This is a genomic window from Exiguobacterium sp. s125 (genome assembly GCF_018618605.1).
Taxonomy (GTDB): Bacteria; Bacillota; Bacilli; order Exiguobacteriales; family Exiguobacteriaceae; genus Exiguobacterium_A; species Exiguobacterium_A oxidotolerans.
On sequence record NZ_JACSMI010000001.1, the window covers coordinates 457,400 to 483,768 of the forward strand.

A 26,369-nucleotide genomic window follows, 5' to 3' on the forward strand; every position below is an offset into this window, starting at 1 on the left:
TTCGTTTATACGGCTTATCATTTTTGCATTTGTTGCAAGAACGGTTTGATATCGACGTTCAATGCTTCCGATAACTTTTCACCGAGTGACGCATCGGCACGGTAGAAGTTACAGATTGCAAGTAAGACCGTGTTTTCGTGACGTACTTGTTGAAGGTCATTCACAAGGTTATTGAGAAGGGCCATCTGTTCTTCTTCCGTCATACGACGGTAGACTTCACCAGCTTGTCCGAAGTTATTCGTTTTCTCGATTTCGAGACGGCCATGAATGTCATCATGGAGTGGCTGTGTGTCTTCCGTATACTCAGGTGTTTGTTTCGGTTCATCTTGGTAACGGTTTGGTTCGTAGTTGACTGAACTTGTTTGCTGCTTAAACGGCATTGCACCATCACGCTGGTAGTTGTTGACTTGAGCGAACGGACAGTTGATTGGAAGCTGTTGATAGTTCGGTCCGATCCGGTGACGTTGTGTATCAGAGTAAGAGAATAAACGACCTTGAAGTAATTTATCTTCAGACGGTAACATACCTGGTACAAGGACACCTGGGTTGAAACCGACTGATTCTGTTTCGGAAAAGTAGTTGTCGACGTTTTTGTTTAATGTCATTGTTCCGACGTGTTGGAACGGAATGACATCTTCGAACCAGTCTTTTGTAGCATCAAGTGGGTCGAAGTCGAAGTTTTCGACATCAGCAGGGTCGAGTACTTGAACGAAGAGGTCCCATTCTGGGAAATCGCCATTTTCGATAGCCTGGAATGTATCGTTTGATGCGTGATTGAAATCTTTTCCTTGAACTTCTGTTGCTTCGTCAGCAGACAGGTTATGAACGCCTTCTTTTGGTACCCAACGTAATTTGATATAGACCGTGTTACCGTGTGCGTTTACCCATTTAAATGAGTGAACAGAAGAACCACGCATTTTACGGTAGCTTGCTGGAATTCCTTCATCTGTGAAGAGGTGCATCAACATATTCGTTGATTCAGGGCGGAGTGTCATGAAATCCCAGTAGCGATCAGGATCTTGGATGTTTGTCCGTGGATCTGGTTTTAATGAATGAACCATATCCGGGAACTTCATTGCATCTCGAATGAAGAAGACCGGTAAATTGTTACCGACGAAATCCCAGTTTCCTTCTTCTGTATAGAATTTAACAGAGAAGCCGCGTGGATCACGGAGTGTTTCAGGAGAGTGTGTACCATGAATGACGGTAGAGAAGCGGGCAAAGACAGGGACTTCCGTTCCTTCTTCTTGTAGGAAAGCCGCTTTTGTATATTTTTTCATCGAATTTTTTACTTTAAAGACACCGTGTGCGCCGAAGCCACGTGCGTGTACAACGCGTTCCGGTACGCGCTCACGGTCAAAGTGAGCAATTTTTTCGATTAATTGATAGTCTTCTAATAAAGTAGGTCCGCGACGTCCAGCTGTACGTGAGTTTTGGTTGTCCCCAATCGGCACACCCTGATTCGTCGTTAATTTCTTTTCGTTTTCATTCATTATTTTAACTCCCCCTTATGTAAGATTAAAACAATTATAAAACAATAATCATTCTAAATAAAGAAATAAGCACTATTCAAATAAATAATTTTTAGCACAAGATAAATTTACCCATTCATTTCTAATCAGAAACTTCTTGCTAAACGAACTTAGGATTGCTATTATAATCAAGTATGTGAGCAACGTGCTAATTGAACTGATAAAGCGGCTTGACATCACGGGAAAGTAAGTGCTATGATAGCAAAGTGAAATGACAACAAAGCAGAAGCATCCCGCTTCTCACCATGTACAGGTTGCTGTGCTGGTCCATCATGATGATATGTGATAGTAGAGTGTTCTCTGACTATTGTATTCTTTATGAGTGTGGGCGGGAAAAACTGCCGACGCTTTTTTTATAGCGTTTTATATCATTCATTTTTCGTGCTCTGCACGATGGAGGTGCTAACCATTAGCAAAGATCTGTTAATCAATGAAGGCATCCGCGCTCGAGAAGTTCGTCTTATCGGAGCGGATGGTGCACAACTTGGAGTCCAATCACGCACTGAGGCATTGCGTCTCGCTGAGGAAGCTGACCTTGACCTCGTCATGGTCGCACCACAAGCAACGCCGCCTGTATGTAAAATCATGGACTACGGTAAATACCGTTTCGAGTTGCAAAAGAAGGACAAAGAAACTCGGAAGAATCAGAAAGTGATTCAGATGAAAGAAGTCCGTCTCAGCCCAACAATCGAGGAGAATGACTTCCAAACGAAATTCCGTAATGCGAAGAAATTCTTGGAGAATGGTAACAAAGTGAAAGCGAGTATTCGCTTCCGCGGACGTGCCATCACTCACTCGGAAATCGGTAGACGTGTCCTTGAACGTCTCGCTACGGATTTAAGCGAGTTCGGTGTAGTTGAACAGAGACCGAAGATGGAAGGACGCAGCATGTTCTTAGTGCTTGCTCCAAAGAAAGAAGACTAATCGAATCGAAGTAGGAGGGAATCTCTCATGCCTAAAATGAAATCGCACCGCGGTGCTTCTAAGCGTTTCAAACGTACTGCTTCTGGCAAATTGAAACGTGGTCGTGCTTACACAAGCCACTTATTCGGTAACAAATCAACTAAAGCGAAACGTAAATTACGTAAAGCTAGCATGGTATCATCGGGTGACTTCAAACGCATCCGTCACATGATCGCGAAGTAATTTATTCAATCGTACACAGATTTAGGAGGGAATTTATATGCCACGCGTAAAAGGCGGATATACGACTCGTCAACGTCGTAAAAAACAACTCAAATTAGCTAAGGGCTATTACGGCTCGAAACATACACTCTTCAAGGTAGCGAAACAGCAAGTCATGAAATCTCTCATGTATGCTTACCGTGACCGTCGTCAAAAGAAACGTGACTTCCGTCGCCTCTGGATCACTCGGATCAATGCGGCTGCACGTATCAACGGTCTTTCTTATAGCCGCATGATGCATGGTCTCAAACTTGCGGGTATCGACATCAACCGTAAGATGCTTGCTGACCTCGCAGTTACAGATTCAGCTGCATTTGCTTCACTTGCTGACTCAGCAAAAGCAAAATTGAACGCTTAAGTTCTACAATTCGTCGGGGAATTTAATTCTCCGGCGTTTTTTTTTGAGGAATGCTAAAATAGGTGATAGGCAGAAGTTTATGTCTACGTTTTATTTTTTTGGATAGAAGGAGAATTAAGATGGACTGGTTGACACTTTTTGAGATGCAGGAACAGTTAGATAAACGAATCCAGTCAGAACATAATTTGACCGGGAATCAGTTTGATGAGCGGTTGCTTGCCCTATTAGTAGAGTTAGGCGAACTGGCGAATGAAACACGTTGCTTTAAATTCTGGTCGACAAAGGGACCATCAGCACAAGTTACGATTCTTGAGGAATATGTCGATGGCGTCCATTTCCTCCTATCGCTCGGTCTAGCTCTTGATTATAAGAAAGATCGATTCGTTGAAGGGGATTATTACTTGACTGCGACAGACGCGTTTTTAGATGTTTACAATAAAACAAATGTGTTCGCGATTTCAAGAACAGAACAAAGTTACGATGTTTTAATTGGTGCATACCTAGCATTAGGTGCTACACTTGGTTTTACACAAGAAATGATTTTCAAGGCTTATGTTTCAAAAAACGAGGCGAATCATGTTCGCCAAGACAACGGTTACTGAGGAGGAAATCAGATGAATGAACAATTACATATGTTGAAGCGTCTAACGGATGCAACAGGAGTACCCGGGAACGAGAAAGAAGTACGCCAGCTCATGCGGGAGTATCTAGAACCTCACGCTGAAGCATTCCATCAAGATGGGTTAGGTAGCTTATTCGCGGAACACAAAGGGGCAGAAGATGATGCGCCTCGTATTTTAATTGCCGGTCACATGGATGAAGTTGGATTCATGGTAACGAAGATCGATGAAAAAGGGTTTCTTCGCTTCCAACCACTCGGTGGTTGGTGGGGACAAGTGCTTCTGGCACAGCGTATGAACATTGTGACATCATCTGGAGAAGTCATTCCAGGCGTAATCGGTGCGAAACCACCTCATGTTTTACCACCGGAAGCGCGCAATAAACCAGTCGATATTAAAGAAATGTTTATTGATATCGGTGCTACTTCAAAAGAAGAAGTCGAAGGTTGGGGAATCCGACCAGGAGATACGGTCGTTCCACATTGCGAATTTACTGTGATGAAAAATGAGAATTTCTTGATGGCAAAAGCTTGGGACAATCGGATTGGCTGCGCGATTGCGATTGAAGCCATCAAACGTTTAAAAGAAGAAGGACATCCGAACACGATTTTTGCAGGAGCAACGGTGCAAGAAGAAGTTGGGCTTCGTGGCGCGCAAACGGCTGCGAACTTGATTCATCCATCGATTGCATTTGCTGTTGACACAGGAATCCCTGGTGATACACCAGGAATGACGGATCGCGAAGCATTGTCAAAACTTGGAGAAGGTGTACAAGTCATCATGTTTGATGCGACGATGATCGCACACCGTGGATTAATCGATTTCGTCACAGGTGTCGCAAAAGAAGAAAACATTAAATATCAATTGGACCTAACACCGGGTGGTGGGACGGATGCTGCGAAATTCCATTTATCGAACACAGGAGTTCCTTCGCTCGCATTGACAGTACCAATCCGTTACTTGCATACGAACGTTTCCATTATGCATAAAGCAGATTTCGAAGCAGCAGTCGATTTAATCGTTGCCGTTACGAAACGTTTAGATACGCAAGCAGTCCAAGCGATTTACGAGGGGTAAACCATGAAACATATTTCTTCTACGAAGAATGAGATCGTCAAACAATGGAAAAAGCTTTTAACAAAAAAAGGACGTCTTCAGACAAAACGTTTCCTCATTGAAGGAGAGCACCTCGTTGAAGAGGCTGTTCGTGCTGGAATCATCAAAGAATTGATTGTCCGTGAAGATGTTCAAGTTCCGGGTTCTTGGAAGAAAAATGCGGCTGACTTGATCACAATTGACGAATCAGTTGCCAAAGTCTTGTCAGAAACAGAAACGACACAAGGGATTTTCGCAGTTTGTGAGATGAAAGAGCAAACAGAGCGCTTAGAGCGTGGCCGTTACCTGTTACTCGATCGTCTGCAAGACCCGGGTAATGTCGGAACGATGATTCGGACAGCCGATGCGGCTGGATTCGATGGTGTCATCATTGGTCACGGGACAGTTGATGTCTATAACAGCAAAGTCCTCCGCGCAACACAAGGTTCGATTTTCCACTTGCCGGTCATCATGATGTCGCTTGATGAAGCGATTCAAGACTTGCATGAATTAGGGGTGTTCGTTCTCGGAACGGCACTACGCAATGCCAATCCGTATACAGAAGTCGAAAATCTTGGTGCAATCGGACTCATCATCGGGAATGAAGCACAAGGTGTTGCACCAGAATTGCTCGACCAATGTGATGGACGTGCTTACATTCCAATTCGCGGAAAAGCCGAATCACTCAATGCAGCCGTTGCAGCAGGAATTTTACTGTATCATTTTGCTCCGGTCGATTGAATCACTGAAGCGTTCATGCTAAAGTGAGTTACAGTAGAACATTTAATTAGACGTTGATGGAACAGAGTAGGTTAGAGAACGATTCGATTAGGGAGAAGAAGCCTTAGACTGCAAGCTTCTTTACGAATCCGCTAGCTGAATTCACTCCGGAGTCGCACGAGAGATCGTGACGGGAAGCGCCCGTTATCGCGCTACTTGAGGACTTGATGGATTCAAGTCGAACAAGGGTGGTACCACGATTGAATTAAATCGTCCCTTCGGCATTTGCTGAAGGGGCGTTTTTTATTTGAAAAAAAGGAGTGACGAGCATGCGGGAACAATTAGAGGCACTTCGCGACGAAGCGTTACAACTCGTGAATCAAGCCAGTACACAAAAAGAATTAAATGATGTCCGTGTCAAATATCTCGGAAAAAAAGGTCCGATCACAGAAGTATTACGTGGAATGGGAAAATTATCAGCAGAAGAACGTCCGGTCGTCGGTGAAATCGCAAATGCGGTTCGTGGTGTCATCCAAACAGAACTCGAGCAACGTTTAGTAGACGTCAAGCAACAAGAAATGGACGCAAAACTAGCGCTTGAAGCGATTGACGTGACACTTCCGGGTCGACCGAAAAAAGTCGGACAAGCGCATTTGCTTCAACAAGTCACGGACGAGATCGAGGACATCTTTGTTGGACTCGGTTATACGATTGCAGAAGGACCTGAAGTCGAACAAGATTTGTTCAACTTCGAAATGTTGAATCTGCCGAAAGATCATCCGGCACGTGATATGCAAGATTCATTTTATATCACGGATGAAATTCTGATGCGGACCCATACGTCACCTGTCCAAGCGCGGACGATGCTCGCTTCGAAAGGTGAACCGATTCGGATTCTTTGCCCAGGGAAAGTCTATCGTCGCGATGAAGACGATGCGACGCACTCACACCAATTCATGCAAGTGGAAGGACTCGTCGTTGGAGAGTCGATTTCAATGGCAGACTTAAAAGGCACGCTCGAAGCATTCGTGAAGCAAATGTTTGGGGAGGCACGTGAAATCCGGTTACGCCCTAGCTTCTTCCCGTTCACAGAACCATCCGTCGAAGTCGACGTCTCGTGTTTTAAATGTGGTGGAAAAGGGTGCAATATCTGTAAACAAACAGGCTGGATTGAAATTTTAGGTGCCGGTATGGTTCATCCGCACGTCCTTGAGATGGCAGAATATGATAGTACGAAAATGTCTGGATTTGCCTTCGGGATGGGGATTGAGCGAATCGCCATGTTGAAATATGGGGTCGATGATATTCGCCACTTCTATACGAATGACGTTCGCTTCAGCGAACAGTTTTAAGGGGGAAAACAGATGTTAGTCTCAAAACAATGGTTACAGCAGTTCGTTGACGTCAGTCAGAAAACCGGTGAGGAACTGGCGGATTTAATTACGAAGAGTGGAATCGAGGTCGAGGGCGTCGAAGTCCGTGACGCCGATTTGAACAATATCGTCGTCGGTCATGTATTAACAAAAGAAAAGCATCCGGAAGCGGATAAGCTAAACATCACGACGGTTGATATCGGACAAGAAGAACCGGTACAAATCGTGTGTGGTGCACCAAACATTGAAGCAGGACAAGATGTCATCGTTGCCCGTGTCGGAGCACGCCTTCCGGGCATTAAAATTAAGCGAGCTAAACTGCGTGGAGTCGTTTCTGAAGGCATGATTTGTTCACTTGAAGAACTTGGCTTTGAGAAAAAGTATATTCGTGAAGATGAGCAAGCTGGCATTCATACATTCCGTGAGCCGGTCACACCAGGGCAAGACGTCTTAGAACTACTTGGTCTGCATGACGAAGTATTAGAACTCGGTTTGACACCGAACCGTTCTGATTGCCTAAGCATGTACGGTGTGGCGCATGAAGTAGCAGGTATCTTAAATACGACGGCTGTTTTCCCGGCAATCGACGTGACGGAAGCAACTGATAAAACAACACTTGCTGTCACACTTGAGTCGGAGGAATGTCCGTTTTATGCGGCGCGTGAAATCCAACATGTCGTCATCGGTGAGTCGCCACTTTGGCTCAAAAACCGCTTGATTGCGAACGGGATTCGTCCAATCAACAATGTCGTCGACGTGACGAACTTCGTCTTACTTGAAACAGGACAACCGCTTCATTCATTCGATGCTGAAAAACTGGGGCAGCAAATCGTCGTTCGTCAAGCGAAAGCAGGAGAGTCCTTCCAAACACTTGACGAAGTCGAACGGACACTCGATCCTTCGATGCTCGTCATCACAGATGGCGAAAAGCCCGTCGCGCTTGCAGGTGTCATGGGTGGTGCAAATACAGAAGTCGACGCAACAACGACGTCAATCATCCTCGAATCGGCTTATTTCGCACCGACATCTGTCCGGAAGACGAGTCGTGTCCTTGGACTACGTTCGGACTCCAGTTCACGTTTTGAAAAAGGGGTCGACCCACGTCGTGTCTTGTTAGCACTTGACCGGGCAGCCGCATTGATTGCTGAACTTGCTGGTGGAACAGTCCTTGCTGGAACGGTCCAAGCAGGTACACTTCAACTCGATGATCACTTAATCGAAGCGAGTGTCTCGTATATCAATCATCGTCTCGGAATGAAAATCGAAGGTACGGTCATGAAAGAGTTATTAGAACGCCTTGGACTCGAAGTTGAGTTATCAGGAGATGCACTAACGGTCAGTGTACCGACACGTCGCCAAGACTTGATGATTCCGGCTGATATCGCGGAAGAAGTCGCACGACTCTATGGGTATGATGCATTGACATCGAGCTTACCGCAAGAAGCGAGCCGCGGTTTCTTGCCGAAACGGAATCAACATCGCCGTCAAATCCGTCGTCTCTTACAAGGTGCCGGTTTATCGCAAGCCATCACGTACTCACTGACGAGTGAACAACGTGCGATGCAATTCAATGAACAAACAGATCTCCACCCCGTTAAGTTGGCGATGCCGATCAGCGAAGCACGTTCGACACTTCGGACATCATTGATTCCAGGGTTACTCGAAGTCGCGCAACACAATGTCGCACGTCAACATGCCGACCTCGCTTACTACGAACTGGGGAGCGTTTACCTCCAGCGTGATGCGTCACTTGAGACGTTGCCGATCGAACAAGAACTGGTCGCCGGAGTCGCTGTCGGACTAGCGGAACAACACCGTGCGCATGGCACAATGGTCAAAACGGATTTCTTCGTTGTCAAGGGAATCGTCGAAACGTTAGCAGAGGCATTCAATGTCAAGTTGACATACGAAGCGGCAGTCATCGATTCGATGCATCCAGGTCGGACGGCACGTGTACTGATGGACGGTGAAGCGATTGGGTTCGTCGGCCAAGTGCATCCAGCACTCTCGAAAGAGCAGTATGGCTTAAAAGAAGTCTACGTCTTTGAACTCGATGCCATGAAACTTCACTCGAAAGAGCCGGTCGTCTATCAAGAGATGTCCCGTTTCCCATCGATGACGCGCGACATCGCGATTGTCCTCAATCAATCGGTCACAGCAAGCGAAGTGGAGCAAGTGATCATGCAAGCAGCAGGTCCGCTTTTACAACATGTCACATTATTTGATGTCTACACGGGCGATAACGTCGGTGAAAACAAAAAATCATTCGCCTTCTCGCTCCGTTATCAAAATAAGGAACGGACTTTGGTCGATGAAGAAGTCACAGCAGCACACGAACATGTCGTATCGGCTTTAACAAAAGCGTTCGACGCAGAACTTCGTGCGTAACCGGTCAATCGAATCACATGAGTTAAAACGAGGATGACGTCACTGTCATTCTCGTTTTTTTTGCGTTTCGGCCGTTTCTTCGTTCAAGATACAGTCGAACTACAGCTAGACTACAGATACGTTGCATAAGATGAGCTTAGAAGATTAAAGGAGGAACACGAAAAATGAATTTTTTGAAGCGGGCAGGAAAAAGTATTGTAGCGCGAAAGGGAAAGACGATGATCATGTTGATTATTTTGACGGTAATCGGATCACTCGTACTGTCAGGATTCGCGATTCAGAATGCTGCTAAATCGGCGGGAGAAGAGGCGAGAAAAGAGTTAGGGGCGACAGTGACACTACAAGTCGATCGACAAAAGCAAATGCAGGAACGACAAGCGTCAGGTGAACGTGGACGACCAGAAGAAGTAGCGATTGATACGACGGATGTTGAAGCAATCGAACAACTAGATGAAGTCAAGTCCGTCAACTACCTGGCACAAACGACGGCGACATCAAGTGATCTCACACCGATTGAGAGTGAATCAACGAACTCAGGTGGTGGGCGAGGGGGAGAGATGCCTGAAGGGATGACGATGCCAGATTTCTCTTTAAATGGTGTGACGAACATGGAACTACTTGATACATACACGAACGGTACGTTGAAAATCGTGGATGGAGAAGCATTGACTACCGATGCTAAAGAAAAAAGTGTTGTCATCGATGAAAACTTAGCGACTGAAAATGATCTCAAAGTCGGGGATACGTTTAAGCTGACATCGACAACGACCGAGGATTCCGTAACAGTGACAATCATTGGTTTATCGGCATCGACGGAAGCGACATCCGATGCGAATTTCCGAGCGGCAGGCTTCATGGACCCGATGAACCAGATGTACATTGCAAATGATACACTCGCGAGCTTCTCGACTGAAGAAGGAACGGTCAGTGTATCGAGTGTCGTCTACGCGCTAGAAGATCCATCTGAAATCAATACGTTCAAAAAAGAAGCGATGGCTGTCTCACCACTCGACTGGGATACGTTCACACTGGATGCGAATGATGCTGCTTATCAAAAAATGGTTGGACCGATTGAACAAGTCGCGTCCTTCTCAAAATCTGTCGTCTATCTTGTTAGTATCGCAGGTGGTTTGATTTTAGCGCTGTTGATTTTATTATCCGTCCGGGAACGTCGAAAAGAAATGGGTATTTTACTGGCGATGGGTGAAAAACGCTCGAAATTAATGGGGCAATTACTAATTGAAACGTTTGCGATTGCGGCAATTGCTTTCCTTGTCACGTATGCGACAGGTGGCATGACATCACAATTCATGACAGATCAGCTTTTGAACCGCGAGGTGACGGAAGCGGCTAGTTCGGTCGCAACGCAGACTGGTTTTGGCGGTCCGGGTGGACGCGGCGGACAACAAGTGTTAGATAGCATTCCACAAATTACAGAGATGACAACGAAGATTGATTGGACGACGTTACTTCAAGTCATCGAAATTGGAAGTCTAATCGTCTTTTTATCTGTCTTGTTACCTTCACTTGCCTTACTACGGATGAATCCAAAAGAAATTCTATTACGGGAGGATTAATACTATGACGACTTTAAAAATGACGAACGTCACCTATGCCTATACATCAGGAAGCAAGCAACAACGGATCTTGAACGATGTCTCGATGCAGTTCGAGGCTGGACGGTTTTATGCAATTCTCGGTGAGTCAGGTTCCGGGAAAACGACGGCTCTCAGTCTGTTGAGTGGACTTGATTCACCGACAGAAGGACAGATTACGTATCAAGGTCGCGATATTCGAAAAATCGGATTGACGACGTATCGTTCACGACATGCTGCGACCGTTTTTCAATCGTTTAATTTATTGACGTATATGAACGCATTGGATAACGTGATTGTCGCACTCGAATTGAGTGGACAACGCATAAAAGGAAAAAAGAAACATGCCCAAAATCTCCTTGAACAGGTCGGAATCGACGAAGCCCATGCGACAAAAAATGTACTGCAGTTGAGTGGTGGTCAACAGCAACGTGTCGCCATCGCACGTGCCCTTGCGACGGAAGCCCCAATCATTCTTGCAGATGAGCCGACGGGAGCGCTCGATGAAAAAACTGCGACGGACATCATTCGGCTATTTCAAGAACTTGCTCACCGTTCTAACCGTTGCATCATCGCGGTGACGCACTCTGCGGAAGTCGCTCGTGCTGCCGATCATATCATTGAATTGAAGAAACAGCGTTTTATAGAGAAGAAACGTGTTACGGAAGGCGAGGTCGTTCCTGCACGTTGATCCGAAAAAGCTCTCGCGTCTTTAGACGGGAGAGTTTTTCCTTGAGCGCTTTAAGAAGCAATATTTTGTTTAGTTGAAAGCAACGTTGATCGACGGAAATAACCATATAAGAGTCCACTACTGACGACGATGAGGCTACACATCAAAAACATGTTCGAGTAACCCACTTTCGCGGCGATGCCTGACAAAAGAAAAGCACCGATTCCGAACCCGCTATCGTAAGCGAGAAAGAATGTCGAAATCGCCTTGCCTTTTTGTGCGGGAGCCGCATAGGTCAACATGACGGTTTGTATCCCTGGAAAAATCGAAGCGGAACCAATTCCGATGATGAGGGCGGCGGACAATAATCCGGGAAGTGTCGGGAACAGTCCGAGTACTAAAAAACCGACGGCGTATAAAACATACGATGGCACCAATACAGAGGCTGGTCCGCGTCGATCAAACCGCTTACCGGCAAAAGGACGAATGGCAACCATGCCGAGTGCAGCAAGACCATAAAAGTAAGAGGCATAAGTGACATGGTCCATCGCATCTGCATACAGCGAAATGAACGCGGATGTACTTGAAATCGCAATACCAGCAAGAACAGTTGCAAGAAGTAAGACAGGACTTGATAAGAATAACGACTGCCGTAAACGAAATGGTGCGGAACTCGTAACGTGACTACTCGTTAATGGTAAACGCCAGATGAAACTAAACGAACAAATCGCAAGCAGGGCAATCGTTACGAAGTACCAGACGAGCGCATCGTGTGCAATCAACGTCAATCCGATGACCGGCCCGAGAACGGAAGCAAGGTTCATCGAGAGGACGAAATAGCCCATTCCTTCTCCTTGACGCGGCTTTGGAATCAAGGTCGTCACACTCAAACTCAGTGAAGAAGAAATCATTCCGAAACTAAAACCATGTAAGATGCGAATGATGAGCAACAGACTGAATGATTCGAGCGGTAAGACGATGAGATATAAGCAACTGACAATCATGAAAAATGTAGCGGACAGCAGTAACATTCGTTTGAGTTCATAACGATCGAGCCAATGTCCGATTAAAGGACGTGAACAAACCGTTGCTAAAATGAATGCCGTTACGACCCAACCGAGCGAACTTTGAGAAACATTGAACTGTTGTGCGGCCAGTAAAGGTAAGGAAGCATTCAATAAATAGAAGGTGATGAACAACAGTAGATTGACGACGAGTGTCGTTACATAGTGACGGTGGAATAAACGATTCAAGAAGATTCCTCCTGTTCGACAGGACGGTGGGTCGCCAGCAGACGGGTCATCAAAATCTCTAAAGAATGTTGTTCTTCTTTTGATAGTTCACCTAGGAACAAGCGATGTGCTGCCTGGACTGCTTCATCGATACCATTGAAAGCAGCTCTTGCCTGTGGTGTCAATTCAACAAGGCGTTGTCGTCCGACGGATTTCCGAGAGATGAAGCCTAGTTCTTCTAAGCGAACGACCGTTTTCGTGACAGCTGGTTTTTCGATGATTAAGTATTTCGAGAGGGTGATTTGCGACACCGGTTCAAGTAAGGAGACTGCTTTTAACAATGCCCATTGACCAGTGTGCAAAGAATGTTGGGCAAGGACGGCGTCGATATCTCGTTTGACGAGCCGTGCCACTTTTGAAAGTTGACCAAGAATATCTTCTTGTTGGGATGACATTAAAAAACCTCCTTTAAGTTAACTAGTTAACTTAAAGGAGTATAACGAATGAAGTTAGTGTTTGGCAAGGAGGAAATCTTAAACGATTGATTTGAACTGTGCTGCAAATTGAACCTGATTGGGACTTCCTTGAAGAGTAGCATCGATGTCTAGTCGTTCCATGATTTGATGAACGAGATAAAGTCCGAGCCCGCTGCCACCATGTATACGATTTCGGGATTGCTCAGAGCGTTCGAGAGGATTAAACCAGGCAGCGGTCTCACTCGAATCTTGGGTCGTTGGGAAATTTGTAATGCGCAACGTCAACTCGTCTCCTTGTTCGAACTCGATATGAATCGTTCCATTAACAGCGGTATAGGAAATCGCATTCATCAAGAGATTATGGAGTGCCCGTTCAAGTAACTGGGCATCGGTTTGAACAGTCAACTCGTTTTCTATGAGGACGATGTCGAGGTTGCGATCGACAATTAACTGATCGAACTGTTGCAATTGATGCTTGATTAATGTGAGTGGGTTAATTGGTGTGAGTTGAAGATTCATTTGCTCAACACGAGCGACTTCTAACAATTCGGCAATGAGTCGCTCCATATCTTCAATGACGTGCCCCGCCCGAGCTAGATAATGATCCCGGTCACGATAGGCACCGAGGTTTAACAGCATTCCTTCAATTTGACCTTTCACAATGGTGACGGGTGTTTTGAGTTCATGTGAGATGGCGAGGAATAATTGACGACGTTCCGCATCGCGCTTACGGTCTTTTTCGGACTCGAACCGCAATTGTTCGTTGGATGTTTGAAGCGACTCCATCGTGACTTCAAGTTTAGTCGCCAATTGGTTAATGTTTCGTGACAAATCACCCAGTTCATCGGCAGAAGTATGATGGGTTCGGACGGAAAAATTCAAGTTCGCCAGTTCTTTTGTTGCTTGATTAATTGTTAAGAGTGGGCGTGAGATGATGCGCGAATACAGATAGGCGGCAAGACCTGCTAGCAGAAGCAAGGGTAAGACGATATAGGGCGCTAATTTTAAAATAACGCTTTTCACTTCATCGATTGGCTGAATCATCTGATCGACATCTAAAATGACAGTTTGGTCTACTAATTGAAGCGGAATTGAATCTTGAATTATTCCAGCAGGAGAAGTATTGGCAGTTCGTCGAACCGGTCCACGTCCAAAACCAGGTGCGTATAACAATTGATCTTCTTCCGTCCATAAGGAAAAACGAATCCCTTTTGCCGTTAACTGATCGAGCAGCGGAAGGAGATTTTCGCTCGAGAGATGCGTGCTCTCTTCTTGAAGAGAAGCCATCGTCGCGTGAAATTGCTCTTCCCGATAACTTTGATAATAAGAAGGTAATGTCGCATATAAAAAACCAATCGTCGAAAGAACTGCCACAATCAACAAACTCATCGTCAGGAAAAAAAGTTTTCCCGTGATGCGTGGACGTTTAATTAGTCGCTTCAAGTTTATAGCCGACCCCTTTCACGGTTTGAATGTAAGGTAAATCAATTTTTTTACGTAAATTTTTAATATGTGTATCTAAAAAACGTGTATCTCCTAATGCATCGAATCCCCAAAGTTGTTGAATCAACTGTTCGCGCTCTAAGACTCGTCCAGGATTTTCAAGTAATAAATGAAGGATTTGAAATTCCTTGAGGGTCAACGTCGTTTGAATTCCTGAAATTAAAACGTTATAGCTTGACGGAAATAGGGTAATCTCTCGAAAAGAGAGTTGTTCTTCAGAGTTCGTTTGGATTCGTCTGATGATCGCTTCAATTCTTCGTAGTAAAATCCGAAGTGAGAAGGGTTTGGCGATGTAATCATCGATTCCAAGGTCAAATCCCTTCACTTGATTTTCCTCATCCTGCAAGGCCGTCAAAAAAATAATTGGTGTTTGTGATTGCTTTCGAATGTTGCGTGCGACTTCAAAACCATCAAAATAGGGCATCATGATATCTAAAATGATTAAATCGAATGAATCGGACTGATATAACTTTAATGCCTCCATCCCATTTGTGGCACAGGAAACGTTATATCCACTTGATTCAAGTAATTCCGTAAGCAGTTCACGAATGTCGAATTCATCTTCTGCTATTAATATATGTGTCATAGTTTTCACCTCAACTTTAGTTGTAGCATACTTACCTGAAGTTTAACTGAAGATTACTGGAAGACTGTTTAGAAAATGCTAGAATGGATCAAAATCAAATTCGGATTTTGAACATAGAAGGGAAGCGAACACCATGAATCATCAACACAAATTACTGTCAGACTTGCTTTCGCCTTTCCAGTTAACGACTGAAGAAAACCCAGTGATTACAAGCATTGAAACGGACTCACGCAAAGTGAAGCCGGGGAGCCTGTTCATTTGCATTCGTGGTTATACGGTAGATGGGCATCAATATGTACAAGAAGCAAAAGATAACGGAGCGGTTGCGATTCTTGCTGAAAAACAAGTCGGGGTAGTAGGGATTCCAACGATTCTCTTACCGGATACGAAACAAGCAGCAGGAAAGATTGCTAATTTTTTTTATGACCATCCGAGTCAAAAGATGAGAGTCTACGGTATTACTGGAACAAATGGGAAAACGACGACGACGCAACTTTCCTACGACTTGTTTCGAGCTGCCGGAAGACGAACGGGAATGATCAGTACGGTAGGTGCTCTGATTGATGGGCAACGTTTTGAGACACCAAATACGACACCGGAAGCTGTCATCTTACATCGTTTATTACACGAAATGGTCAACAATGGCGTAACGGACTGCATGCTCGAAGTATCGTCACATGCGTTAGTTGAGGGACGTGTAGAAGGTGTATCCTTCCACGCAGCGGCGTTCACGAACCTTTCACATGACCACCTGGATTATCATCAATCGATGGAAGAGTATGCGGAAGCGAAAGGCATGTTGTTTCAACAAGTAGCGAGGAATGACGGGAAGGGACTCGTCTTAAATGAGGAAGATGCGGCGAGTCACGTCATGGAGCGGGCCGGGGCAAATGTTCCTGTCACGTGGTATTCGACAAAGATAGAATCGGAAGCATCAATTGTAGTCGAGTGGCGAGAGGAATCTGTAAATGTTCGAATTGACGGAACGACTACTGAAGTCCCGATCGCGCTACTCGGAAACTTTAATGCGGCCAATTTAGCAGCCGCGATCGGATTGATGAAAACAGGCGAGGTCAACATGTATGAATTAATTCGACATATCCCGTCGCTTCGTTTACCCAAAGGGCGACTCGAGCGGCTATCGTTTGAAGGAACGGAAATTTATATCGATTATGCGCACACTCCAGACGGGTTAAGAAAATGTTTAGAAGCGCTATCCGTTTCGAATGAGACATTATACGTCGTATTAAGTGCAGCAGGTGAACGTGACCGGACGAAACGTCAGGAAATGGGACGAATTGCAGCACAATATTGTGCAGGAATTATCGTCACGGTTCACGATACGAGACGAGAAGATCCAAGACAAATTATTGATGAACTGAGCGTGGATATTTCGTCTGATAAAATCATTTCTTGTCACGTAGATCGAAAAAATGCCTTGCTCGCGGCAGCTGAAATTGCGCTCGAAGGAAAACGCGTTGTAATTGTCGGAAAAGGACACGAAGAAATCGAGCGAATCGGGACTGAAGGTGTCCCGTTCAATGAAACGAAAATTCTTCTCGCGGAGTTAGGGCGTTTGAAAGGAAAAGAGTCAGCCATTTAAAAACCGACCACTCCTTAGGATGATGGTCGGTTTCGTTTTTCAGCTAATTGTGTCGCTTTTTTTGTATTAGCAAAATGAAATTTTGTCCAGTTCTTTAATTGATCTGGACCGTGTTTCAATAAAAGTGATGCAGCGACTTGATCGACCTTTGCACCTGCACCTTTTGGAATTTCTGTACCCGCTTGTTGACTGAGTACATCCATCTCTTTCAAAAAGATCGCGCGGGCGAGGATGGATGCTGCTGCGACAGCGACATGAAGTCCTTCTGCTTTCGTCGAAAAATAAACGTTCTCTTTGACTTGGTTTACTTCACCAGACAAGTGTTTATAATAGGTCGCTTTTTCTGCGAACTGATCGATTAGAATCGCTTTTGGAGTGGCTTCGAGCTTTTCGAGCAGACCACCTAGCGCTGAATTGTGTAGAAGTGCCGTCATCTTTCCTTGTGTCATCGTACGCTGCATCCGATTGTAGTCTGGATTATGAAGGATTCGGAATTCGTACGGAATGACGGCATGAAGGTCGCGGGCAATCTTTCGGATTTCGATGTCCGAGACATTTTTGGAATCACGCACACCAAGTTCTTGGACGAGCTCGATTTGTTGTGCATCTACATAGGCGGCAACGACGACGAGCGGACCAAAGAAGTCTCCTTTCCCGACTTCATCACTACCGATGACTGACCAAGTCGAGAAGTCTCTCGGAAGCAGTCCACTCGCAGTAGAAGGGGCTTTCTTTAAGAGCGGGGCTCCGTAACGGGCAGAAATCGCCTCAGCTTCTGTGCCTTGGAACATTACTTTTCCTGAATTATAGATGGTGACGACACAGGTTTTCGTGCGTGCAGCAAAGCGGGCATATGGTGGCGATGTGATACGAGAAGCTTGAAAATCAGAAATAACGACTTCTTGTTTATCCTTTGGTAATTTTAAAACGACGGTTCCCATAAATAGATCATCCTTTCAGACAACAAGCATACCATCCTCTAGACCGATGGTGGACTTCTTTTCCTATTTCAAAAATGATGGTACTATATGAAAGAAGCAAAGTATGAGGAGGACAGAATAATGGCTGATTCAGAAGGGCTGAACCGGACGACGATTCATATCGCAGGTAATGATTATACGATTGTCGGGACGGAGTCGCCAGAACACGTACGTGAAGTGGGTCTCCTCGTCGATACAAAAATTCGGGAAATTCGAGACCAAGCACCACAACTCGACGTTCGTCAAATTGCCGTTTTAGCGGCTCTCAATATTGGTAGTGATTACGTAAAAATCAAAAAGAATTTGGGTGAACTTTAAACTATGATTACCTTTGTTATTTTATTATTTCTCGCATTAGGAACGATGACAGGTGTCCGTCGAGGCGTTGTCTTGCAAGCAGGACATTTACTGAGTCTGTTGATCTCGTTCATCGTGGCACTCTCGTTTTATGATGAGTTAGCTGCAAAATTTAAATTATGGGTTCCATATCCATCAACACTCGACGATGCTGGAATTGATTTAACGATGTTTTCAATTCCGAGCTCAATTGGGTTAGATGAAGTATTTTATAAAGCATTTTGGTTCATCGTTCTGTTTTTCGGGACAAAAATCATTTTATCAATGATTTTATCGATGTTTGATTCCTTGACGAACATTCCAGTGTTAAAACAAGTGAAAGGTTTACTCGGCGGTATATTTGGATTCATCGAGATGTATATTTTCGTGTTCTTGATTCTATTTTTGGCAGCCTTTGCGCCAGTCCAATCGATTCAAGATGCCATTGCGAATTCGAGCTTGGCGACATTCATGATTCAACATACACCGTTATTAGCGGAATGGCTCATGACGAAAGTCGGTTTGATAAAATAACGCGCTCCCGTTAACTGGGGGCTTTTTTTGAGGGGAGAATTGACGATGCGAACGACTCAAGATGCGATTCGACATTTAGAACGGATTTCCGTTTATCTCGAAGTAAAAGGTGAAAACCCATTTAAAATCAATGCCTTTCGTAAGGCGGCAAGTATATTAGAAGCGGCAGAACACGATTTCATGGACATTGAAGATTTCACAGCGATGAAAGGGATTGGCAAAGGAACAGCGGCGGTCCTTGAAGAATTCCGGACGACAGGCACGAGTACGGCACTCTCGGAACTGGAACAAGAAGTGCCAGAAGGTCTGATTGCGCTACTGAAGATTCCAGGTCTCGGAGGTAAGAAACTCGCAAAATTACATGATGTCGGTGTCATCGATGCAGATTCCTTTGCCGAAAAACTGGAGGATGGTACAGTCGAAGCGATGCCGGGATTCGGGAAAAAGACAGTCGAAAAATACGTGAAGGCACTCGAAACCTTTGAAACACGACCGGAACGATTACCGTACGGTGTCATGCGAAAAATCGTAAGTGAACTCGAACAGACACTAACGGCATTTGAAGGAATCATCCGATTCGCAGTTGGCGGAAGTTTCCGTCGCGCGGAAGAGACGTGCAAGGATCTTGATTTTATTTTGTCGACAGATCAAGCAGAAGTCGTCAAAGGACAATTACTCGAGCTTGAGCAAATCGATGAAATCATCGCGGCAGGTGAGACGAAAGTATCGGTCGTCTTAAAACGCGATACGAACTATATCGCAGTCGACTTCCGCTTAGTCGACGACGCAGCATTCGCCTCGACGTTACATCACTTCACAGGGTCGAAAGATCATAATGTTCGGATGCGTCAACTCGCAAAAGAACGTGGTGAGAGTATTTCGGAATACGGTGTCGAGACGAAAGACGGTTTGTTCCAACCACAAACAGAGGATGAATTATTCGCGCGGTATGACTTGCCGTTCATCCCACCAGAGTTACGTAGCGGGCGCCACGAGTTTGAACAAGATTTGACGCGACTGATTACGGAAAAAGATATCCAAGCGGATGTCCATATGCATACGACGTGGTCGGACGGAACCTTATCAGTCGAAGAACTCGTCGATGCTTGTGCTGCGCGCGGTTACTCGTGGATGGCCATCACGGATCACAGCCAATACATGAAGTTCGTCAACGGATTGACGATAGATCGCTTACGCAAACAACGTGTTGAGATTGAAGCCGCGCGTAAGAAACATCCCGACATGACAATCTTATGTGGTGTCGAGATGGATATCTTGCCGGATGGATCACTTGATTATGAGGATGAGTTCTTGCAGGAAATGGACTACGTCATCGCCTCGATTCATTCGAAGTTTGATCAGACGGAAACTGAAATCATGCAACGCTTAGAAAATGCTTGTCGTAATCCTTATGTCTCACTCATTGCCCATCCGACAGGACGAATCATCGGTCGGCGCGAAGGTTATGCCGTCAATGTTGATCGCCTGATTGAACTGGCGGCAGAGACAGGGACAGCGCTTGAACTGAATGCGAACCCGGCACGTTTTGATTTAACGGCGGCTTCGCTCGCGAAAGCAAAGGCAGCGGGTGTTAAAATCATGATTAATACGGACACACACCGTCCAGAAATGTTAGAAGACATGAAACTTGGAGTCCTCCATGCACGTAAAGCATACTTGGAACCAACAGATGTCATCAATACGTGGACGGCGCAGGAGGCGCGTGCCTTCTTTGATCGAAAACGTTTAGGAGTGGATTAAATGAATGCTAACGCATTACGCGTCTTAGAATATGATAAATTGAAAGACTTACTCATCAAACAAACGGCTAGCTCGCTCGGAGCACAGTTCGTCAAAAATATGCAACCGTCAGAAGATTATGAACAAGTCAAAGCACTCTTAGCCGTGACGACGGAAGCGACGACGGTCTATCGTCTACGCGACCGTTATCCGTTCGGCGGTTTAACGGATGTGCGTAGTGAAGTCAAACGGTCTGAGATTGGTTCAATCCTCTCGACGAGTGAATTGTTGGCTGTAGCAGACGTCGTTTACTCCGGACGCCAAGTGAAAGCTTTTCAAGAACGGCTGCACGAGGACAATCCCGACTTACGATTGCCGGCACTCGACAGCCGAATCGAGCAAATTACGAAGCTCGTCGAAATCGAACAAGGGATTCGTCATGCGATTGATGACCAAGGCGTCGTCCAAGACTCTGCGAGTGACAAACTACGGTCGTTAAGAAGTCAGCTGCGCTCACTCGAAGGACAAGTCCGTTCGAAAATCGACGGTGTCTTACGCAGTAAATCGAAGATGTTGTCGGATGCCATCGTCACGATGCGAAACGACCGTTATTGTGTCCCGGTCAAACAAGAATACCGTCAAGCATTTGGCGGGATTGTCCACGATCAATCAGCGTCTGGTGCAACACTGTTCATCGAACCACAAGCCGTCGTTGCCGCAAATAACGAAATCCAAGAAGCGCGTCTCAAAGAACGTGCCGAAATCGAACGCATTTTAGCCCGGTTATCGGCACTTGTCGGTGCCGTCGGAGATTCATTACGGATTAATCTCGATGTGTTGGCAGAACTCGATTTCATCATGGCGAAAGCGTTGTATGGTCATCAAATCCGTGCCGTCGAGCCACGCTTGAATGAAGAGCGGCGAATCGTCTTAAAAGAAGCGCGCCATCCGTTCATCGCGGATGAAGATGTCGTCCCGATCACCGTTTCCTTAGGTGGCGAATTTACATCACTCGTCATCACTGGACCAAACACCGGTGGGAAAACCGTCACGTTGAAGACGATTGGTCTTCTACAACTGATGGTCCAGTCCGGATTATACGTGCCGGCAGCCGACGAAACGGAACTGAGTGTCTTTGACGCGATTTATGCAGATATCGGTGACGAACAATCGATCGAACAAAATCTCTCGACGTTTAGTTCACACATGACGAACATCGTCTCGATGATGGAGAAGATTGACTTCATGAGCCTCGTCCTATTTGATGAGCTCGGAGCAGGAACTGATCCGACGGAAGGGGCGGCACTCGCGATTGCGATTCTCGATGAAGTCAAGCGTCGCGGAGCACGTGTCGCCGCGACGACTCACTATTCGGAACTGAAAGCTTATGGTTATAATCGTGAAGGTGTCGTCAATGCCTCGATGGAATTTGATGTCGAATCACTCAGCCCGACCTATCGTTTACTGATTGGTGTCCCGGGTCGCTCGAATGCCTTTGAAATTTCGAAACGACTTGGCTTATCGGACATGGTGATTGAGGCAGCGCGTGGTCAAGTCGGAAGCGATGCTCAGTCTGTCGAAACGATGATTGGTCGACTCGAGGAAGCGAAACAACGTGCCGAATCACTCGAGCAAGAACTACAACAAGAAAAAGAACGACTGACATTAGACCGCGAACAGTTCGAACAGGAACAAGCTGAAATTTTTGAGGAGAAAAATGAAATTTTAGCGAAAGCAGAAGAAAAAGCGACACGAGCCGTCGAACGCGCTCAAAAAGAGGCGGAGGCCGTTATCAAACGCCTGAAAGAACTCCGTGATGCAGGTGCCGTCAAGGAACATGAATTGATTGAAGCCCGCAAGCAGCTCGAACAAGCAAAACCGACCTTACAAGATCAGCGGATTGCGAAAGTAAAAGCGAAACATGATAAAACGCCGACGTTTGCTAAAGGTGAAGAAGTCAAAGTGACGACCTTCAATCAAAAAGGCTACATCATCAATCAAAACTCAAACGGCGACTACACGGTTCAAGTCGGTATCATGAAAGTCAACGTCAAGCCCGGTGATCTCGCTAAAATCGGAGCAGCCAAACCAACCCAGAAGACAACAAAACGGTCAGGAAGTTCAAGTATCACAAAACAATCGTCTCCGTCAGCCGAACTCGATTTACGCGGTGTACGGGTAGAAGAAGGTCTATCGAAACTGGAACGTTTCATGGATCAGGCGTTATTGTCGAACTATGATCATATCCGTGTCATTCATGGACTCGGGACGGGTGCGATGCGTCAAGGCGTGCAGGAATACTTGCGTGGCAATCGTCACGTGAAGACGTCTCGACTCGGTGGTCAAGGTGAAGGTGGACATGGCGTGACAATCATCGAATTGAAATGAGGAAACGCGAATGAACATCTTTGAAAACGTCTACGTCTATACGACGGCGCTCTATTCAGTTGCGGGTCTCTTAATTATCATGGGTCTTGCACTGTTTGAGTTGACAACACGGTATCGGAACTGGGAACATATCAAGAGTGGAAACATCGCTGTTGCTCTAGCGACAGGCGGAAAAATCATCGGACTCGCAAACATCGTTCATTTCGCTGTCCAAAGTGAAGAACGTGTCGGGGCAATTTTTTTAGAGAGTGCCTTTGGATTTTTATTGTTAATCTCGACCTATTGGATTTTTGAGTTCTTGACACCTAATCTCCCAGTAGACCGAGAAATCGAAAAAGGAAACATCGCAGTCGGTATCATTGCGTGTGCTCTCTCGATTGGGATGTCATTCGTCATCGGTTCTGCGTTAGTGGGGTGAGCTTGTGTTAGAACGGTTAGCAAAAATTATGTTTGGTGTCTCGATTGCTTTTTTAGTCGTCGGATTGTTATGGATCTTTATGAATTAAAAGAACTGGCTTTGCTAAGTGATCATTCCGTACTGAACTTCATTCAGTGCGGAATTTTTATGGAGTGAGGACTACTTTTCATATGAAGGAGGAACATTGAATGAATGTCAGAAAAACAACAACAAATGAAACGAGACGACGTGCATTCGAAGCCATGCAAGCCATCTCGTGGAAGGATATTTTTTGGATTATCGTTGGTTCCGCCATTTTATCATTTGGCGTCAATTACTTTACGATACCGAATGATTTATCTGAAGGTGGATTAATTGGGATTACGGTGATCTTCTATTACCTGTATGGCTGGGATCCGGGACTTGTTTCGCTCCTTGCGAACGCTATTCTCTTCATCATCGGCTATCGTTTCTTAAGTCGGAAAACGATGATTTACTCGGTCATCTCGGTTGCGGTGACATCCTTCGTCCTCTCGACGACGGCATCATTCACGACTTCGTCAGATAATCGTCTGATCGGGACAGTTTACGCAGGGATTTTGATCGGGGTCGGAATCGGTCTTGTTATCCGCGCAGGGGGGACGACAGGTGGTGGTGTCATCATCGCCCGTCTGATGAATAAATATTTGAACCTCGGGATTGCAGTCTCGATGTTTATCATCGATGTCATCGTTGTCGGAGCGTCCGGGTTCTTATTCGGTGAAGAAACGATGCTGTATACATTGATTGCAATCATCATCGGCTCTTATTTGATTGATCTCGTCAGCGAAGGCCTGAATGTTCGAGAAGCGGTCACAATCATTAGTCACCGTCAAGAAGAGATTGCGACTGTGCTGACGGAAACACTCGGAAGAAGTGCGACTGTCATCCATAGTCATGGTCATTTTACGAAACAAAAAAATGACATGCTCTATATGATTGTCGATAAACGCCAACTCGCGCCACTAAAACAAATTGTCGAAGCAGCAGACCCACGAGCTTTCGTCGTCATTCATAAAGTACGTGAAGTCATCGGAGAAGGATTTACGTATCCTTCACGATAAGATGAAGCGAGGTCAGACTAAAATTAAATGTTATGTTCCAAGCCTATTGTTCATATGTTGTGAACGGTAGGCTTTTTTTTGATGAAGTCCTTAATCATAAGAAAACCCGTCTTCATGAAAAGAGGAATTTTTTAACTTTTTTTAGCCAATAGTAGCCGTAAAGGGTAAATAACACGTATAATAAAAAATGAATAGTAATTCAGTCACAGGGAGGGATTTGAATGGATTCAGTATGGTTAAAGGATTATCCAGAGCAAGTACCCGCATCAATCGACTATCGTGAGATTCCGTTGTACCAAGCTTTAGATGAAGCGGCAGATGATTTTCCGGAGCGACGGGCACTGAGTTTTCTTGGGAAACGAATGACTTTCAAGGAAGTACGACAAGAAGCAAGAAGTCTAGCACACGTTTTACAAGAAGCTGGGCTCGAAAAAGGGGACCGTGTCGGTTTAATGTTGCCGAACTGCCCGCAGTATATGCTGAGTTATTATGCCGTATTATACGCCGGTGGAACGGTCGTCCAAGTAAACCCGCTCTATACGGACCGTGAGCTCGAGCAAATTCTAGTCGATTCTTCTGTGAAAATGCTCATCACCCTCGATCTTCTCTACCCGAAGGCGACACGAGTCAAGTCATCGACGCCCTTGACGACGGTCGTGACGACGAGCATCGCAGACTATCTGTCATTTCCAAAAAACAAACTATATCCAATCAAATCACGCAAGGACAACAACATCATCGTCGATACGACGGGATCCATTCCTTTTTTGACACACCGAGAGCACCCTCCGATTGAACCGGTCGAGATTGATCCAAAAGAAGACATTGCTGTTTTACAATATACCGGTGGCACGACAGGAGCACCGAAAGGCGTCATGTTGACGCATTTCAATTTAAGCGCGAACGTCGAACAAATTGGGCACTGGTTCTATAAATATTCACGCGGTGATGGGCGTAAATTATTAGCGGTCGTTCCTTATTTCCACGTGTATGGCATGACCTGCAACTTAAACTTTGGGATTTTTAATGCGTATGAGCAAATCATCTTACCAAAGTTTGATATTGAACAAGTGCTGAAAACGATTGATAAAGAAAAACCGAACTTGTTCCCGGGTGCACCGACGATGTACGTCGGTTTATTAAATCATCCGAAACTGAAAAAATATGATCTTTCGTCCATCGAGGCTTGTATTTCCGGTTCGGCACCACTTCCGGTCGAAGTCCAGGAGAAATTTGAAAGTGTGACGGGTGGACGGATCGTCGAAGGATATGGTTTGTCAGAGACGAGCCCTGTCACACATACGAACTGCATTTGGGATAAACGCGTTCCAGGATCAGTTGGCATTCCGGTTCCAGACACAATCGCAAAAATCGTTCAAGCCGATGGTGAGACGCTAGCAGCACCAGGTGAGATTGGTGAGATTCTTGTCCGAGGTCCGCAAGTCATGAAGGGATATTGGAAACGTCCAGAAGATACGCAGGCAGTCTTGCGTGATGGGTGGTTGCACACGGGGGACTTAGGATATGTGGGGGAAGACCATTATTTCCGGATTGTCGACCGTAAAAAAGATTTAATCATCGCTTCAGGATTTAATATCTATCCACGTGAAGTCGAAGAAATTTTATATGAACATCCTGCAGTCAAAGAGGCTGTCGTGATTGGTGTACCTGATGCTTATAGAGGTGAGACAGTGAAGGCCTTTATCGTCCTCAAAGATGAAATGAGCGTGACGGAGGAAGAACTTGATCAGTTCTGTCGAAAAAACTTAGCATCGTTCAAAGTACCAAAACGCTACGAATTTAGACAAGAGTTGCCGAAAACATTTGTAGGGAAGATTCTCCGCCGTGTCCTAGTCGAAGAAGAACGGGCAAAACAGCTGGAAGAAAGCAGTTGACAGTAAAGAAAGACATGGTAGAATAAATATGAATGAACCATCATTCATTTTATTTGTTAG

24 protein-coding genes and 1 other annotated feature are annotated in these 26,369 nt (G+C 45.4%); of the genes, 18 read left to right on the forward strand and 6 right to left on the reverse strand.

The genetic code is table 11. The features are described 5' to 3' along the window. Positions 1 to 17: 17 nt before the first annotated feature. Positions 18 to 1,493 carry a catalase gene (locus KNQ05_RS02185; RefSeq protein WP_214804348.1) on the reverse strand — a complete coding sequence of 492 codons (1,476 nt, stop codon included), beginning with the start codon at positions 1,491 to 1,493 and terminating at the stop codon, positions 18 to 20. Between the two features lie 432 nt (positions 1,494 to 1,925). On the opposite strand from KNQ05_RS02185, the gene infC reads away from it, so the two are divergent. The 10 genes from infC to KNQ05_RS02235 all read left to right on the forward strand — a co-directional run bounded on the left by infC (position 1,926) and on the right by KNQ05_RS02235 (position 11,557). Continuing rightward, positions 1,926 to 2,456 (forward strand): translation initiation factor IF-3, encoded by a 531-nt coding sequence (gene infC, locus KNQ05_RS02190; protein ID WP_029331126.1) that lies wholly within the window; start codon positions 1,926 to 1,928, stop codon positions 2,454 to 2,456. A gap of 27 nt (positions 2,457 to 2,483) precedes the next feature. Next, positions 2,484 to 2,678 carry a 50S ribosomal protein L35 gene (gene rpmI, locus KNQ05_RS02195; protein WP_012371058.1) on the forward strand — a complete coding sequence of 65 codons (195 nt, stop codon included), beginning with the start codon at positions 2,484 to 2,486 and terminating at the stop codon, positions 2,676 to 2,678. Between the two features lie 37 nt (positions 2,679 to 2,715). Continuing rightward, positions 2,716 to 3,075: a 50S ribosomal protein L20 gene (gene rplT / locus KNQ05_RS02200; RefSeq protein ID WP_088837591.1), complete on the forward strand. Its 360-nt coding sequence runs from the start codon at positions 2,716 to 2,718 to the stop codon at positions 3,073 to 3,075. Between the two features lie 119 nt (positions 3,076 to 3,194). Beyond that, on the forward strand, positions 3,195 to 3,677 hold the full coding sequence (locus KNQ05_RS02205) for a dUTP diphosphatase (RefSeq protein WP_214766554.1): 483 nt from the start codon (positions 3,195 to 3,197) through the stop codon (positions 3,675 to 3,677). A gap of 12 nt (positions 3,678 to 3,689) precedes the next feature. Then, the gene (locus KNQ05_RS02210) at positions 3,690 to 4,772 is read left to right on the forward strand and encodes a M42 family metallopeptidase (protein WP_088837589.1); all 1,083 of its coding nucleotides are present in this window, start codon (positions 3,690 to 3,692) and stop codon (positions 4,770 to 4,772) included. Positions 4,773 to 4,775: 3 nt separating this feature from the next. After that, on the forward strand, positions 4,776 to 5,531 hold the full coding sequence (locus KNQ05_RS02215; RefSeq protein WP_029331122.1) for a TrmH family RNA methyltransferase: 756 nt from the start codon (positions 4,776 to 4,778) through the stop codon (positions 5,529 to 5,531). 44 nt (positions 5,532 to 5,575) lie between these two features. Beyond that, positions 5,576 to 5,791: a binding site (T-box leader), on the forward strand. A gap of 48 nt (positions 5,792 to 5,839) precedes the next feature. Then, positions 5,840 to 6,862 carry a phenylalanine--tRNA ligase subunit alpha gene (gene pheS / locus KNQ05_RS02220; protein WP_029331121.1) on the forward strand — a complete coding sequence of 341 codons (1,023 nt, stop codon included), beginning with the start codon at positions 5,840 to 5,842 and terminating at the stop codon, positions 6,860 to 6,862. 12 nt (positions 6,863 to 6,874) lie between these two features. Then, positions 6,875 to 9,271: a phenylalanine--tRNA ligase subunit beta gene (gene pheT, locus KNQ05_RS02225; protein ID WP_214804350.1), complete on the forward strand. Its 2,397-nt coding sequence runs from the start codon at positions 6,875 to 6,877 to the stop codon at positions 9,269 to 9,271. A gap of 164 nt (positions 9,272 to 9,435) precedes the next feature. Next, positions 9,436 to 10,848, forward strand: a complete 1,413-nt coding sequence (locus KNQ05_RS02230; RefSeq protein ID WP_214804352.1) for an ABC transporter permease — start codon at positions 9,436 to 9,438, stop codon at positions 10,846 to 10,848. Positions 10,849 to 10,852: 4 nt separating this feature from the next. Continuing rightward, positions 10,853 to 11,557 carry an ABC transporter ATP-binding protein gene (locus KNQ05_RS02235; RefSeq protein WP_214804354.1) on the forward strand — a complete coding sequence of 235 codons (705 nt, stop codon included), beginning with the start codon at positions 10,853 to 10,855 and terminating at the stop codon, positions 11,555 to 11,557. 50 nt (positions 11,558 to 11,607) lie between these two features. Here the strand turns inward: KNQ05_RS02235 and KNQ05_RS02240 are convergent, their stop codons facing one another. From KNQ05_RS02240 to KNQ05_RS02255, 4 genes are all read right to left on the reverse strand, one after another. Further along, entirely contained in the window at positions 11,608 to 12,789 is a 1,182-nt protein-coding gene (locus tag KNQ05_RS02240; protein ID WP_214804356.1) for an MFS transporter, read from the reverse strand. Further along, entirely contained in the window at positions 12,786 to 13,223 is a 438-nt protein-coding gene (locus KNQ05_RS02245) for a MarR family winged helix-turn-helix transcriptional regulator (protein ID WP_214766546.1), read from the reverse strand. The genes KNQ05_RS02240 and KNQ05_RS02245 overlap by 4 nt, the downstream gene beginning before the upstream one ends. Before the next feature lie 78 nt (positions 13,224 to 13,301). Further along, complete coding sequence (locus tag KNQ05_RS02250; RefSeq protein WP_214804358.1) at positions 13,302 to 14,687, reverse strand: sensor histidine kinase; 1,386 nt, start codon at positions 14,685 to 14,687, stop codon at positions 13,302 to 13,304. Continuing rightward, positions 14,671 to 15,333: a response regulator transcription factor gene (locus KNQ05_RS02255; protein ID WP_088837582.1), complete on the reverse strand. Its 663-nt coding sequence runs from the start codon at positions 15,331 to 15,333 to the stop codon at positions 14,671 to 14,673. Before KNQ05_RS02255 ends, KNQ05_RS02250 begins: the two co-directional genes overlap by 17 nt. A gap of 133 nt (positions 15,334 to 15,466) precedes the next feature. Here KNQ05_RS02255 and KNQ05_RS02260 point away from each other — a divergent pair, with 133 nt between their 5' ends. Then, a complete protein-coding gene (locus KNQ05_RS02260) occupies positions 15,467 to 16,936 on the forward strand; it encodes a UDP-N-acetylmuramoyl-L-alanyl-D-glutamate--2,6-diaminopimelate ligase (protein WP_214804360.1) in 1,470 nt (489 codons plus the stop codon). A 14-nt stretch (positions 16,937 to 16,950) separates the two neighbouring features. On the opposite strand, the gene rnhC is transcribed toward KNQ05_RS02260, so the two are convergent. Further along, a complete protein-coding gene (gene rnhC, locus KNQ05_RS02265) occupies positions 16,951 to 17,877 on the reverse strand; it encodes a ribonuclease HIII (protein WP_088837580.1) in 927 nt (308 codons plus the stop codon). Positions 17,878 to 17,997: 120 nt separating this feature from the next. Here rnhC and zapA point away from each other — a divergent pair, with 120 nt between their 5' ends. From zapA to KNQ05_RS02300, 7 genes are all read left to right on the forward strand, one after another. After that, positions 17,998 to 18,234, forward strand: a complete 237-nt coding sequence (gene zapA / locus KNQ05_RS02270) for a cell division protein ZapA (protein WP_012371043.1) — start codon at positions 17,998 to 18,000, stop codon at positions 18,232 to 18,234. Positions 18,235 to 18,237: 3 nt separating this feature from the next. Next, positions 18,238 to 18,786, forward strand: a complete 549-nt coding sequence (locus KNQ05_RS02275) for a CvpA family protein (RefSeq protein ID WP_088837579.1) — start codon at positions 18,238 to 18,240, stop codon at positions 18,784 to 18,786. 45 nt (positions 18,787 to 18,831) lie between these two features. Beyond that, positions 18,832 to 20,547 (forward strand): DNA polymerase/3'-5' exonuclease PolX, encoded by a 1,716-nt coding sequence (gene polX, locus KNQ05_RS02280; RefSeq protein ID WP_088837578.1) that lies wholly within the window; start codon positions 18,832 to 18,834, stop codon positions 20,545 to 20,547. Continuing rightward, on the forward strand, positions 20,548 to 22,914 hold the full coding sequence (locus KNQ05_RS02285) for an endonuclease MutS2 (RefSeq protein WP_214804362.1): 2,367 nt from the start codon (positions 20,548 to 20,550) through the stop codon (positions 22,912 to 22,914). A 10-nt stretch (positions 22,915 to 22,924) separates the two neighbouring features. Then, a complete protein-coding gene (locus KNQ05_RS02290; RefSeq protein ID WP_029331108.1) occupies positions 22,925 to 23,332 on the forward strand; it encodes a DUF350 domain-containing protein in 408 nt (135 codons plus the stop codon). A 188-nt stretch (positions 23,333 to 23,520) separates the two neighbouring features. Further along, on the forward strand, positions 23,521 to 24,414 hold the full coding sequence (locus tag KNQ05_RS02295; RefSeq protein ID WP_034800851.1) for a YitT family protein: 894 nt from the start codon (positions 23,521 to 23,523) through the stop codon (positions 24,412 to 24,414). 221 nt (positions 24,415 to 24,635) lie between these two features. Next, positions 24,636 to 26,309: an AMP-binding protein gene (locus KNQ05_RS02300; RefSeq protein WP_214804364.1), complete on the forward strand. Its 1,674-nt coding sequence runs from the start codon at positions 24,636 to 24,638 to the stop codon at positions 26,307 to 26,309. Positions 26,310 to 26,369: the final 60 nt, after the last annotated feature.

Excerpts from the sequence above, each read along its gene's own strand:
- KNQ05_RS02295 (WP_034800851.1), top strand. The coding sequence starts at position 23,521 with ATGAATGTCAGAAAAACAACAACAAATGAAACGAGACGACGTGCATTC.
- KNQ05_RS02285 (WP_214804362.1), top strand. The coding sequence starts at position 20,548 with ATGAATGCTAACGCATTACGCGTCTTAGAATATGATAAATTGAAAGAC.
- KNQ05_RS02290 (WP_029331108.1), top strand. The coding sequence starts at position 22,925 with ATGAACATCTTTGAAAACGTCTACGTCTATACGACGGCGCTCTATTCA.
- KNQ05_RS02215 (WP_029331122.1), top strand. The coding sequence starts at position 4,776 with ATGAAACATATTTCTTCTACGAAGAATGAGATCGTCAAACAATGGAAA.
- KNQ05_RS02210 (WP_088837589.1), top strand. The coding sequence starts at position 3,690 with ATGAATGAACAATTACATATGTTGAAGCGTCTAACGGATGCAACAGGA.
- KNQ05_RS02255 (WP_088837582.1), bottom strand. The coding sequence starts at position 15,333 with ATGACACATATATTAATAGCAGAAGATGAATTCGACATTCGTGAACTG.
- KNQ05_RS02235 (WP_214804354.1), top strand. The coding sequence starts at position 10,853 with ATGACGACTTTAAAAATGACGAACGTCACCTATGCCTATACATCAGGA.
- rplT (WP_088837591.1), top strand. The coding sequence starts at position 2,716 with ATGCCACGCGTAAAAGGCGGATATACGACTCGTCAACGTCGTAAAAAA.
- KNQ05_RS02260 (WP_214804360.1), top strand. The coding sequence starts at position 15,467 with ATGAATCATCAACACAAATTACTGTCAGACTTGCTTTCGCCTTTCCAG.
- pheS (WP_029331121.1), top strand. The coding sequence starts at position 5,840 with ATGCGGGAACAATTAGAGGCACTTCGCGACGAAGCGTTACAACTCGTG.
- KNQ05_RS02205 (WP_214766554.1), top strand. The coding sequence starts at position 3,195 with ATGGACTGGTTGACACTTTTTGAGATGCAGGAACAGTTAGATAAACGA.
- rnhC (WP_088837580.1), bottom strand. The coding sequence starts at position 17,877 with ATGGGAACCGTCGTTTTAAAATTACCAAAGGATAAACAAGAAGTCGTT.
- zapA (WP_012371043.1), top strand. The coding sequence starts at position 17,998 with ATGGCTGATTCAGAAGGGCTGAACCGGACGACGATTCATATCGCAGGT.
- KNQ05_RS02245 (WP_214766546.1), bottom strand. The coding sequence starts at position 13,223 with ATGTCATCCCAACAAGAAGATATTCTTGGTCAACTTTCAAAAGTGGCA.
- KNQ05_RS02300 (WP_214804364.1), top strand. The coding sequence starts at position 24,636 with ATGGATTCAGTATGGTTAAAGGATTATCCAGAGCAAGTACCCGCATCA.
- KNQ05_RS02185 (WP_214804348.1), bottom strand. The coding sequence starts at position 1,493 with ATGAATGAAAACGAAAAGAAATTAACGACGAATCAGGGTGTGCCGATT.
- infC (WP_029331126.1), top strand. The coding sequence starts at position 1,926 with ATGGAGGTGCTAACCATTAGCAAAGATCTGTTAATCAATGAAGGCATC.
- KNQ05_RS02275 (WP_088837579.1), top strand. The coding sequence starts at position 18,238 with ATGATTACCTTTGTTATTTTATTATTTCTCGCATTAGGAACGATGACA.
- rpmI (WP_012371058.1), top strand. The coding sequence starts at position 2,484 with ATGCCTAAAATGAAATCGCACCGCGGTGCTTCTAAGCGTTTCAAACGT.
- pheT (WP_214804350.1), top strand. The coding sequence starts at position 6,875 with ATGTTAGTCTCAAAACAATGGTTACAGCAGTTCGTTGACGTCAGTCAG.
- KNQ05_RS02230 (WP_214804352.1), top strand. The coding sequence starts at position 9,436 with ATGAATTTTTTGAAGCGGGCAGGAAAAAGTATTGTAGCGCGAAAGGGA.
- polX (WP_088837578.1), top strand. The coding sequence starts at position 18,832 with ATGCGAACGACTCAAGATGCGATTCGACATTTAGAACGGATTTCCGTT.